General features: G+C 34.9%; 12 protein-coding genes. 8 read left to right on the top strand and 4 right to left on the bottom strand.

Going from position 1 to position 11,516, the window contains the following annotated elements; genetic code table 11:
- From ACIPK1_RS13695 to ACIPK1_RS13680, 4 genes are all read left to right on the top strand, one after another.
- Window positions 1-911: MucBP domain-containing protein (locus ACIPK1_RS13695; protein ID WP_400451155.1), on the top strand; the 911-nt coding region annotated here is incomplete at its 5' end.
- A 594-nt stretch (window positions 912-1,505) separates the two neighbouring features.
- Entirely contained in the window at window positions 1,506-2,693 is a 1,188-nt protein-coding gene (locus ACIPK1_RS13690) for an AI-2E family transporter (protein WP_400451153.1), read from the top strand.
- Window positions 2,694-3,079: 386 nt separating this feature from the next.
- Entirely contained in the window at window positions 3,080-3,511 is a 432-nt protein-coding gene (locus ACIPK1_RS13685) for a MarR family winged helix-turn-helix transcriptional regulator (protein WP_400451152.1), read from the top strand.
- The gene (locus ACIPK1_RS13680; RefSeq protein WP_400451187.1) at window positions 3,504-5,759 is read left to right on the top strand and encodes an ATP-binding cassette domain-containing protein; all 2,256 of its coding nucleotides are present in this window, start codon (window positions 3,504-3,506) and stop codon (window positions 5,757-5,759) included. Before ACIPK1_RS13685 ends, ACIPK1_RS13680 begins: the two co-directional genes overlap by 8 nt.
- 403 nt (window positions 5,760-6,162) lie before the next feature.
- Here the strand turns inward: ACIPK1_RS13680 and ACIPK1_RS13675 are convergent, their stop codons facing one another.
- The 3 genes from ACIPK1_RS13675 to ACIPK1_RS13665 all read right to left on the bottom strand — a co-directional run bounded on the left by ACIPK1_RS13675 (window position 6,163) and on the right by ACIPK1_RS13665 (window position 8,265).
- On the bottom strand, window positions 6,163-6,588 hold the full coding sequence (locus ACIPK1_RS13675; protein ID WP_086372436.1) for a hypothetical protein: 426 nt from the start codon (window positions 6,586-6,588) through the stop codon (window positions 6,163-6,165).
- A gap of 13 nt (window positions 6,589-6,601) precedes the next feature.
- A complete protein-coding gene (locus ACIPK1_RS13670) occupies window positions 6,602-7,075 on the bottom strand; it encodes a hypothetical protein (RefSeq protein WP_207462992.1) in 474 nt (157 codons plus the stop codon).
- Between the two features lie 239 nt (window positions 7,076-7,314).
- Complete coding sequence (locus ACIPK1_RS13665; protein WP_400451150.1) at window positions 7,315-8,265, bottom strand: hypothetical protein; 951 nt, start codon at window positions 8,263-8,265, stop codon at window positions 7,315-7,317.
- 191 nt (window positions 8,266-8,456) lie between these two features.
- Between ACIPK1_RS13665 and ACIPK1_RS13660 the strand changes: the two genes are divergently transcribed.
- From ACIPK1_RS13660 to ACIPK1_RS13645, 4 genes are all read left to right on the top strand, one after another.
- The gene (locus tag ACIPK1_RS13660) at window positions 8,457-8,909 is read left to right on the top strand and encodes a DUF5626 family protein (protein ID WP_400451148.1); all 453 of its coding nucleotides are present in this window, start codon (window positions 8,457-8,459) and stop codon (window positions 8,907-8,909) included.
- 19 nt (window positions 8,910-8,928) lie between these two features.
- A complete protein-coding gene (locus ACIPK1_RS13655; protein ID WP_086332764.1) occupies window positions 8,929-9,441 on the top strand; it encodes a helix-turn-helix domain-containing protein in 513 nt (170 codons plus the stop codon).
- Window positions 9,442-9,464: 23 nt separating this feature from the next.
- A complete protein-coding gene (locus tag ACIPK1_RS13650; protein ID WP_086332758.1) occupies window positions 9,465-9,659 on the top strand; it encodes a hypothetical protein in 195 nt (64 codons plus the stop codon).
- Window positions 9,660-9,829: 170 nt separating this feature from the next.
- Entirely contained in the window at window positions 9,830-10,477 is a 648-nt protein-coding gene (locus ACIPK1_RS13645) for a hypothetical protein (protein ID WP_086332757.1), read from the top strand.
- An 875-nt stretch (window positions 10,478-11,352) separates the two neighbouring features.
- On the opposite strand, the gene ACIPK1_RS13640 is transcribed toward ACIPK1_RS13645, so the two are convergent.
- Window positions 11,353-11,516: transposase (locus ACIPK1_RS13640; protein ID WP_400451186.1), on the bottom strand; the 164-nt coding region annotated here is incomplete at its 5' end.

Raw genomic sequence — 11,516 nt, 5'->3', positions numbered from 1 at the left:
CAACGGTATTAAGCGGAAAAGTAGGGTTACCATATACAAGCGAAGCCAAAGAGATCCATGGTTGGTACGTGGTAGAAACCCCAGATAATGCTTCAGGCACCTTCAGTGATACAGCGCAAGAAGTGGTGTACGTATATGAACGCAGCGATGCAGCACCAGTCACAGTGAAATATCAAGATTCCGAAGGGAATCAGTTGGCAGACCCAACGGTATTAAGCGGAAAAGTAGGGTTACCATACACAAGTGAAGCCAAAGAGATCCCTAGTTGGTACGTGGTAGAAACCCCAGATAATGCTTCAGGCACCTTCAGTGATACAGGGCAAGAAGTGGTGTACGTATATGAACGCAGCGATGCAGCACCAGTCACAGTGAAATATCAAGATTCCGAAGGGAATCAGTTGGCAGATCCAACGGTATTAAGCGGAAAAGTAGGGTTACCATATACAAGCGAAGCCAAAGAGATTCCAGGGTGGTATGTAGTAGAAACCCCAGATAATGCTTCAGGCACCTTCAGTGATACAGGGCAAGAAGTCGTGTACGTGTACGAACGCAGCGATGCAGCACCAGTCACAGTGAAATATCAAGATTCCGAAGGGAATCAGTTGGCAGACCCAACGGTATTAAGCGGAAAAGTAGGGTTACCATATACAAGCGAAGCCAAAGAGATCCCAGGGTGGTATGTAGTAGAAACCCCAGATAATGCTTCAGGTACTTTCAGTGACGCAGCTGAAGAAGTCGTGTACGTATATAACACTAAAGCGCATAATCCTAAGAACAATGGTAATTCAAATAATCATTTACCAAAAACTGGACAACAGATTAAAGGACAACTGATTTTAAGTAGTGTCGGAGCTTTGTTAGTCACACTCGTATTTGTAGCAATTAAAAAACGTAAAAGAAGTAATCGATAAGAGGAAGAAAGAGTGTTCAGAAAATGATCGTTTCTGGACACTCTTTTTGAATCAAATTTCTAATAATACTATTCGATATTGTGTATAGAAACCTACAATGAAATCTATGTCTAGATAAAATAGGAGTCGCTAAATATAAGAATAATTCATTTAAGGAATTGCAAACTTTAAAGTTCTTGATTCATTAATGTTTCACCTGTTTTTCATTTTTGATTAGGCTCTTTTTATTATGTTCATTTAAGCTAACGGTATAATTTTTTTGGAGGCTGATTTTTCATTGATAATTAAAATTTATTTATTGTGAATGATTATAAAAAGTTCTGAAAATACTAAAATAATAAAGGGAGTTTGTCAAATAATATAGAGAAGATAGCTCATTAATCAATCTGAAAAACACCTCTAGGCTAGAGATATAGCTTAGAGGTATTTTTATGACTAATTATGGTAAGATTATTAAATAAAAGTTGTCTTCATTTCAAATCGCATCGAATCCTCAAGTGCGGGAGATTAGTAAATGAAAAGGTCCATTTGGGGTGAGCTAATCTTTACAAGAAAAGAAGGTTGATTTAGATAATGAAAGAACGGGGAGAAGAAATGAAAAAGAAACATAAAGTGATACAAATGTTGGGTGGGGCTACACTCTTATACATCTTAGCGGTCCTGTTTATAGGTGGCGCAACACTATTGCTGTTCAAAAATCTTACCTTTTTGATTGAGCCAGTAGTTAAAGTATTTCAGGTGGTTCTTCCTCCGTTAACTATGACGCTCGTTTTATATTTTGTACTTAAACCAGTTGTAAAGTTTTTGGTAGGGCTAGGACTTTCAAAAGTACTGAGTATTATTATTACATTATGCACACTTACTGCTGCCTTCATCTTGTCAACTGCCCTCGCACTGCCGTTACTTATCCAACAATTTGAACGATTGATCGAAAACTTCCCAAATTATTTGATCGAAGCTGAACGAGTAATAGAAACTTTTATACAAAATACTAGATATGAACAAGCATATCATGAGGGACTCGAGGTTCTGGCGAATTGGATAAATCAAGTTTCTAATAATGTGGGCGTATATCTGGGCAATATTATTTTCGGTGCTTCACAAGTGTTTTCAACGATTACCCATGTCCTATTGTTGTTATTGACAGTGCCGATCATCACGTTCTTTTTATTGAAAAATGACCGTCAATTTGTAGAGTATTCTTTAGGTATCTTCCCCCCTAGATTACGTCATGAAGTCAAAGAAATCCTTCGGACGATGGAAAATCAGGTGGGCGCCTATCTAAAGGGACAACTAGTCGTTTGTGTGATCATAGGAACATTGACTTTTATTGGCTTCTTAATTATCGACATGCCTTTTTCTGGAAGCTTAGCATTTCTTGTTGGCGCAACAGCTATCGTTCCTTATATCGGACCGGTTGTAGCCTTTTTCCCTTGTGCAATCATTGCAATCATGACGTCTCCTACGATGTTCATTCAGTTGTGCATTGTCTGGATCGTTGTTCAATTATTAAATGGGGAGCTGATCGAACCTCAGGTCATGGGAAAACATATGGTGATCCATCCAGTAACAATTATTTTTGTGCTATGGATAATGGGTGAACTTTTCGGCATGTTTGGGTTGATTTTCGGTATACCACTTTATGCAATCGTGAAAGTGTTAGTGGTGTTTGGGTTTCGAAAATTTAAGCAGCGATACAATCGCATACATGCGGAAGATGTTCCCTATGAAGAAACTGAATTTAGTTTAGAATCATACACTAAGAAAAGCAGCCATGGTTAACGAGGGAAACCTGTTGAACAAATGAATTCAAGTACGCATGTCCTGCTCAAATTGATCGTTTGAGTTAAATCATTTGCTTTGATAGTGAAAGAAAGAATTTTAATACATAGAGTGCTTGGAAATATCTATTTTCTGAGTACTCTATTTTTAGTTTGGGCCGATGAATTTCCGATAATTAAGTTTTCCAGTGTCAGAAATTCATTGGATTATGACTCCTTTTTAGCCATTCCAATAACTTGTCGTTTTTCTACGAAAGAGGCTGCTTGACTAAGCAGGAATCAACGCGCAACAATGATAAGCGCCAGATGGATAGACTACCTATTTGACATCTGATTTCCTAAATGATATAGTTTCCAAATAGAAATCAATTTGAAGGGAAGTTTTCAATGAATAATTTAGAAGAGGTATTAGTAAACTTACAATGTGAATTGGTGGCGGAAAGAACCAGACTAAATCCTAAAACAATTAGTTGGCTTCAATATGATATTTTAAATATTCTAAATTCTGAAACTGAGATGCGCCCGTCAAAAATGAGTGTTTTGCTAGGAATTAGTAGGACAAAACTTTCAAAGGCGTTAAAAGAGCTAAAATTAATGAATTATATTCAACAGAAACCCAATGATACAGATGGTCGAGAACTACTCACTTTTTTGACAAAAGAGGGAAGTCATTTATTAACAACTATTGATAATGGACATACACACTTATCTGAAGTCGCAAATGCAGTTTTTAATCGGAAGGAAAAAGAGCAGTTCGCTGAACTAGCAAAGAAATATTTGGAAGCGCTTAAAACGGAAAGGCTGAGGTATGATGAATGATCTCATTTCTATCGAAGGAGCTAAAACAAACAATTTAAAAAATCTTTCTCTGAAACTTTCTAAGTATCAAGTAACTGTCGTAACAGGTGTTTCAGGCTCGGGAAAATCTTCTTTGGTATTTGATACCTTAGCAGCTGAATCCCAACGATTACTAAACGAGACCTATTCGAGTTATATCCAACAGCTACTACCTCACTATTCTCAACCGATCGTTGATAAAATAGAAAATCTACCAGTATCTATTGTGATTAATCAGAAGAAACTAGGAGGAAATGCACGTTCCACAGTTGGAACTGTAACAGATATATATTCAAGTTTAAGGCTGCTATTCTCGAGGGTTGCAACCCCTTTTATTGGATATTCTATGAATTATTCGTTTAATAATCCCAAGGGAATGTGTGAAGTTTGTAAGGGATTAGGTGAGGTCAAAGAGATTGATGTCGATAAGTTAATCGATTTTGACAAATCTTTATCAGAGGGAGCTATTCAATTTCCTACTTTTCAATCGGGAGGATGGCGCCTGTCTAGGTATACAGAATCTGGTAATTTCGATAACAATAAAAAAATTAAAGATTACCTAGCAGAAGAATTGGACCTTTTACTAAATGATCTCGGTAGCACTCCAAGTAATCCTACGAATAAATGGCCAAAAACTGCACGCTATGAGGGGATCATTCCCAGAATTACCAAAAATTTTATCGAAAAAGAGAGCACGCAATATAGTGCACCATTAAATCACATTCTGCAAGTGAAAGAATGTCCCAATTGTCAAGGAACTAGAGTAAGTAAACTTGTTCGCTCTGCAAAGATAAATGGAAAATCGATCGCAGACTGTGTAAGGATGCCTATTCCTGAACTAAGCAAATTTATTAAAGGGATTCATTCTTCTGCTGTTCAGGTGATTTTGAAAGATTTAAGTAAGAAACTACAGAGTTTGGAGGAAGTTGGCTTAGGTTATTTGTTTCTTAACCGTCCAACAGCAACATTATCTGGTGGAGAATCTCAAAGAATAAAAATGGTTAAGCATCTTAACAGTGCCCTTAGTGATATTCTATATATTTTTGATGAGCCTAGTATTGGACTCCATCCAGAAGATATTCAAAAAATAGCAAAGATAATTAGGGGGTTAAAAGATAAAGGAAATACTGTTGTTCTTGTTGACCACGATCCGGATATTATACAAATTGCAGACCATATCATTGAGATCGGTCCAGGATCCGGGGATAGCGGTGGAAATATCACCTTTGAAGGAACCTATGATGAACTACTGAAGTCGAACACCATCACTGGAAGAGCGTTGGCAGATCAGTTGAACGTTAATACACAAAGACAACAATTTTCTTCCTATTACGAATTAAATGAGGTTAGTTTGCACAATGTTGTAAACGCTTCTGTGGTGTTGCCAAAACAATCATTAACGGTTGTAACCGGAGTCGCTGGTTCTGGGAAGAGCACACTCATTCGCTATCTTTTTAAAAAAAAATATCCTGAAGCAAGTATATTAGACCAGAGTCAGATAAATGGCAACATTCGCTCAAATGTTCTCACGTATCTAAATGTCTTTGATAAAATTCGGAGCATCTACGCGCAATGTTCTGGTAAAAGTGCCTCTCTTTTCAGCTATAACGGTAAAGGAGCATGTCCTCTGTGCAAAGGCAAAGGAGTGATAAAAATGGATTTGGCTTTTATGGGGGATGCAGAGCAAGTTTGTGAGAAATGCCGAGGAAAAAGATATAACGATGAAGCCTTATCTATTTTATGGCATGGTTTCACTATTTACGATATTTTACAATTATCAGTTCGAAAAGCAGTAGATTTGTTTGATGATCGCTTATTGATCAGAACGATGCAAATTCTCATGGATGTTCATCTAGAGTATATGAAGTTGGGGCAGTCGCTAGATACATTTTCTGGTGGAGAACTTCAGCGTTTAAAGATAGCAAAAATAATTGCTCAAAATACTTCTAACTGTCTAATATTAGATGAACCATCTACCGGCCTTCATGAGGCGGATATTGACAGGCTGTTATTATTGTTGAATAAACTTTTGCAAAAAGGAAATACATTGATTGTTCTAGAGCACAATCTCAAAATAATTAGTCAGGCTCAATGGCTTATCGAAATGGGACCTGGCGGGGGGAACTTTGGAGGTAAAGTATTGTTTCAAGGGTACCCAATAGACTTATTAACGTTAGAAGATTCATACACAGCAAAGCATCTGAAAAGATATACAAAAAACAATAATTAACAAAAGTGTTTATAAGAATTTCAGTTCATGATTTTTTTAACAGCTATATGATGGGCAGAAATTTAATAGCTTTTGACCTTCTTAATTTTTCGACAAAGAGTGTTCAGAAAATGACGAACTTCTGGACACTCTTTTTAGATACTATAATTTATATGTATCACTCTATTTTTGTGTTCATAAACTCGTAACTAAATCATTGTTCAATGAAAATTTAGATTTATGAGTATTTGGACAAACCTTGGATGTGGTCAGATACTTAATAGTATTTGATACCTTGCTCATAGTGATGGTTATTTTTTATTGTAAGTAACTATACAGATATAGTTTGAAAATAGAATTTCTTATTTTCCATACTCACAAAAAATGCTTTTAATTCAGTGATTGAATTAAAAGCATTCTCATTTTACCAATTATATTTTGTTGTTAATGTTACAGTGTTGTAGCCTGATTTTTTAAACTGATGATACCCTAAAGATTTAGGGCTAGTGTGCAGTATACCAAACGTTGCTTGTGCGCTTCCATATTTGCTATTTTTTACTGTATTCTGATCGCTGTTTATGAGTTTTTTTCCAGATGTATAAGACTCACATTTCGACCAGATAGAATCTTGTGTTTGACTAGCAGTTGAAGTAGCCACAAAAACTAGATTAGATTTTGATAGATTTCCTTTTACTGAAATAGAAGAGCGTGTGAGTGCATTCGACATTGTTGCTTCGTTTGAGTCAACAACTTCAAGTAGATTTCCTTGTTCGCTTGCAAGGGCTGTCGTCGAGACATTGAATCCTAAGATGCTTAGCAAGAATGTAAAAAGTATAATTTTTCTTTTCATTATTGATTCTCCTTTACTGATTCGCTCTAACTTCATGAGTGACCGTTGAATAACCTGATTTCTTAAATGTTGAATTTGCATAGGTATAGTTTTTTGACACACTTACTGGGGCATGATTTGTTTTAACAGAATTATACGCTGTTTTTGTTTTAGTAGAAGACTTATCATTTTTCAGTACACCGTTTGAATTGTAGAGCCGTGATCGTACAAAGATACTGTCCATCATTTTAGCCGCTTCTCCAGTTGCAGAGGACGCTGCACTTATTGGAGCGAGTGTGTAATGGATTGTAGCAGTCGTAGTACATTTGATGGAAGACCGTGAAACCCCATCTGTCATGGAGCTAGAATCACTATTCGAGATGACTATTTCTTCTAAAATTGGTTCTTCTTGAATATTTCCACCTTCTTCAGAGGCGTATGCAAAACCTGGTAGTGTTGTAAGTGGTAAGAGACCCAGTACCCCCATTTTATATAGTGCTTTTTTCATTGTGATGACCTTCTTTCTTTTTATTTTCAAAGTTACCCTTCAAGATGAAAACAATAAATAATACTGCTTTCACGAAAGAGAAACTGTGATTTACTGTATCCAGAGGAACCTCTTTTGCTAACAATAACTGGAAAATAAACGGAACAACTATTGGCGAGATTATGACGTATATACAATATACGAAATATGCGAAAATTAAGTTATTTACGAGATTTGCTGTTTTTTTCATATTTTTCCACCTACTTACTATTTTTTATGAGTATAGGATTTGAGAAATCAATTTCAGTAATAGAATATATCCCATCGTCCATTTGATATGGCGACAGAACATCAACTAATTGAAAAATACTGTTTTCTTTTTTTGTGACGGGAATTTTAATCGGAATCCTATACAATTTATTATCAGAGATTTCATACACGGTGTTTGGAGGCAGTTCATTTTTTTCTATGAGAGAGCCATTTACAAAGGGAAGAATTGAGTGTCTGCTGTTCTCATTACTAGTTTGTCCCAAAAGAAGCTCCACACTGTCATTAGATCTTTTTTCAAGTTCGAGGATCGCTTCATTTGAAGATTGAACATTTACCATTGAAATTCTGGCGTTGTAATCGTTCGTATCATTATCATTAAGAAATTTAATGGACTGAGGATAGGTACTGTTGTTAGTCAAATTGAATCTTAGTCCCATAACTGAGTATTCTAAACTTCTTTCTAAGGTCATCGAGTCGTTCGATTTCGGATATTTAAAAAGTAAAATCATTAGTTCGTTTCCCTCAGAAATATTGTCTATTGAAAGGTCTATATTTATTTTCTGTTTATTGGTCAATGAAAATATGTTTGCCGAAGTAACTTCTTCTCCATTAACTTCATAGGGAATTTCATGCAAGTCCTTTAATATGTTTAAGTAATAAAGGTATTGTCCCTCCATATCTTGGATAATTTCAAGATCCCCTGAAAATGAAGATGAGCCACTTTGGTTTATTTGTGTACCTACATCAACTATCTGACCATTACTATCACGTAATCCATAACTTATGGTGTTTTCGAAAACAATAGTTTGAGTTTCTTCGGACTTAGGATTAGTTAATAAGAGGCCGGGCAAAACTAAAAAAATAATTATGGATAATGCAACTGTTGAAAGTATGGCAAATAATAATGGTGTTTTTTTATTTTTAAATATTCTCTTTCTCATCATTCACACTCCTTTTCCATTTACATTTTCATAATGACACATATCTATTTACTTTAAAGGACTAATCTGTTTACATTTCAGGTTTACGAAGGGATGTAAACCTGAAGTTTACGTAGTGTAAATAGAACGATACTTATAAATACCATTATTACAATGTATACTAAGAGAAAAATTTAGAATAGGAGAACGAAATGAAAAAAATATATACGTTATTTATATTAGGAGTAGGTATTCTTTTTTTTCCAGCAACGGGACTTGCGCACGAAAATGAGGAGTTAGTATTTGACCTTGATTCAACAACTATTAGAAGCGAGTCATCGTATATAGATGACTCGGGAGAAACTATTGAACTAATGATTGAAAATATTTCATCCGGTACTAGGGTAGGTAAAGGGACATACAAAGTCTCGAAAAAAAGCACGGGTAATTGGTTAGTATCGTACAATGTGACTGTCAACTCGAACAAACAATTTACAGCTGCAACTAATTTAAATATGACCACTTATCAAGGGAGTATTACTTCAAGTTCTTTGAGTAGCAATTCATCAAGAGCTATCTGTAACTTCAAACACAAGATTGGAACAATGACTTCTAATGCGAGCGTGACGACGACTATTTCAAATGGTAAACTGGTTGTAAAATAATAAGTAGGTGTATTTAATGATGGAACTCGGGGAAAAACTTAAGTCACATCGGGAAAACAAAGGATTCTCACAAGTGTTTGTAGCTGAAAAGCTTAATGTTTCAAGACAATCTATTTCAAAATGGGAAAATGACCGAGGCTACCCTGACTACGACAACTTAATTCTACTGAGCCAACTTTATGAAGTTTCTATTGGAGAGCTACTCGATGAGAATGAAAAGTTGAAGAAAAAAATTGAACATAATAATGAAGATATTGCCAGCAAGAAACAGAAGCTCCAACTTTTACGAAATACGCTGGGAAAAGATGAAAGTCTGGTTTTAATTGGTCTTTCAGCGCTAGCATCGTTCATATTTCCAGTGGGCATTATTGTGTGTATGTTCGTATTTGTCAGAAATAAGCGCTGTAATTCATACTATAAATTAATTTGGCTTATCAGCATTTTAGCACTGGCGTTAAATTTATATGCTGGATACGGACACTTAGCAAATTATATGGGGTGGGGATCAGTTTCAATCGAACAGATTGAATAACGTCAAAATCAGTAGGAGTAAGAATGAAAAAACGAAATTTACTTACTGTTTGTAATGAAAGAAGAAGCGTCAATCAGCAAAAATTAAACTATGCGGAAGAATTTCTGCTATTTAGGGGTAAAATTCAGGAAGAACTGTATTCTGATAAAATATTTCTGACACTGATTGATAAAGAAAAGGGATTAGTTCAAGAAAGAGATAAACTATTAAATGAGTAGTACCATTCTATGGTGAAGACAATTTTAATTCTGAAGGTGTAATAGTAACTACTAAAAGTAAACTTTTCGTTTACCTTTAGTAGTAAACCGATGATGTAAACTTCTCGTTTCTTTCATTTTTTTCATATTTCAAGGATACTTAGTGTATAAAAAATGAAAGAGGGATCAAAATGAAAAAATCTATCGTAACAACTATGTTAACAGCAATAGTTGCAACCACTGTATTTACAGCTTTTGGTGGTGCAGTAACTTATGCTAAAGCAGAAACAATGGAAGAAACTAATGAACTTATTCTTCCTGACGAAAATGCACCAATTTTTTCGGACGAAGGAGCAGAGTACTTAAACGTTCCTGAAATTAATCTTGATAATGATACAAACTTGTACTCGGAAGGCATACAAGTAAATACTAGAGTAGCTCAATATAGAATGTGGAGAATTGAATCGAAAACATCAGCTGGTACATCTTATGGCGCATGGAGAAATGGACCATCTGGAAAGGGAAAAGCAACATTGTCAGCCACTAACTCAAATACTTCTAGTAGATCTGTTTCGTCTTCGATTTCAGGTAGTTATCCAATTGGTGCCGATAAAATCGGAGCATCGTTGGGAATTACAATTGGGCAATCAAAGACTTACGGAGTATCTTATTCTATAAATATCCCCGCAGGTAAAAGACAACAAATAATTTTTAGACCAGTGTACAAATCTACAAAAGTAGTACAGCGTGAGTATATAAGTGGAGTCAAAACAAAGACAGCTAGAACCGCTACTGTAAAAACCTTTAGTCATTGGGATTACTCATTTAAAAACCTATAAGGAGAAAAAGATGGAGAAACAATACATTTATAGTTTATTTATCGGATTCATTTTATTATTTCAATTACAATTGATCAGTTACTGTAACTATCTTTTGGTTAAACAAGGTACAATCAATGGTGTTTTAGATCCTTATTTATTACTAAAAACGCCATTAGTCGTTATCCCCGTCTTGTTTATTTTATATTGTGCATACGGCATTTATAAAACGATTAAGAAACGATAAAAAATTAGTGCGCGTGTTAATTCTTCCCCAAATTAACATAATCTCGATATGGATTTCTAAATTAAGAAAAAACTATAAAAATGTGGTCACCATTAAAATCACTCAAAAATGATTGAGTGATTTTTTCAGTTTTCATTATATGGAGTGTTCAGAAAATGACGATTTCCTGAACACTCTTTTTAAATGCCATAATTGAAATTTATTGCTCTATTCTTGTGTACATAAACTCGTAACTAAATCATTGTTCAATTAAAAATTAGATTTATGATTATTAGGACAATTAATATAAAGGGACAGAAACATTAAAAATCAGTAATCAAATGGAATGAGATATGAGTGAAACAAGAGGACACTTTCTACAGTTTTAATAGTCAGACTACTCATTAGTATCAAAAGAAAAAACGTTGATTCTCTCTCATTTTCGCATCAAAATTCTTCAGTAATTGACCTGAAGGAAAAACACTTAATAACGTGGATTATTAAGTGTTCTCATTTTTTGTTTAAAAAACTATTCTCCTAACAAATGAATAGATTACTTACGTGGAAGGAGGCCTAAAGGGAAAAAATGGCTATTTGTCAATAAGGACTGATGAGTTGTGCAAAATCAAATCTGGGTCAGAATGAACCTCATTCTGGCTCAGATTTTTTGTTATCTCACTTTGATTAATTGACTGATCAAAAAGATTCTAATTCTCATGTTCTCGAATGATTTAAATCTGTAGGATACTCGTTTCATTGTCTTTATGTGGGTATTCTTCGCTTCTATTTTTCCATTGGAATAAGGATAGATCATTGCGTTGGTGATGCCTTCTT

The organism is Enterococcus sp. NPDC086594 (genome assembly GCF_044746145.1).
Taxonomy (GTDB): domain Bacteria; phylum Bacillota; class Bacilli; order Lactobacillales; family Enterococcaceae; genus Enterococcus_D; species Enterococcus_D entomosocium.
The sequence above is the reverse complement of the archived record's forward strand: the minus strand, read 5'-3'. Positions and strand labels throughout refer to the sequence as shown.

What these genes read in the sequence shown, in the direction of transcription:
- ACIPK1_RS13690 (WP_400451153.1), top strand. Translation starts at nt 1,506, where the DNA reads ATGAAAAAGAAACATAAAGTGATACAAATGTTGGGTGGGGCTACACTC.
- ACIPK1_RS13685 (WP_400451152.1), top strand. Translation starts at nt 3,080, where the DNA reads ATGAATAATTTAGAAGAGGTATTAGTAAACTTACAATGTGAATTGGTG.
- ACIPK1_RS13680 (WP_400451187.1), top strand. Translation starts at nt 3,504, where the DNA reads ATGAATGATCTCATTTCTATCGAAGGAGCTAAAACAAACAATTTAAAA.
- ACIPK1_RS13675 (WP_086372436.1), bottom strand. Translation starts at nt 6,588, where the DNA reads ATGAAAAGAAAAATTATACTTTTTACATTCTTGCTAAGCATCTTAGGA.
- ACIPK1_RS13670 (WP_207462992.1), bottom strand. Translation starts at nt 7,075, where the DNA reads ATGAAAAAAGCACTATATAAAATGGGGGTACTGGGTCTCTTACCACTT.
- ACIPK1_RS13665 (WP_400451150.1), bottom strand. Translation starts at nt 8,265, where the DNA reads ATGAGAAAGAGAATATTTAAAAATAAAAAAACACCATTATTATTTGCC.
- ACIPK1_RS13660 (WP_400451148.1), top strand. Translation starts at nt 8,457, where the DNA reads ATGAAAAAAATATATACGTTATTTATATTAGGAGTAGGTATTCTTTTT.
- ACIPK1_RS13655 (WP_086332764.1), top strand. Translation starts at nt 8,929, where the DNA reads ATGGAACTCGGGGAAAAACTTAAGTCACATCGGGAAAACAAAGGATTC.
- ACIPK1_RS13650 (WP_086332758.1), top strand. Translation starts at nt 9,465, where the DNA reads ATGAAAAAACGAAATTTACTTACTGTTTGTAATGAAAGAAGAAGCGTC.
- ACIPK1_RS13645 (WP_086332757.1), top strand. Translation starts at nt 9,830, where the DNA reads ATGAAAAAATCTATCGTAACAACTATGTTAACAGCAATAGTTGCAACC.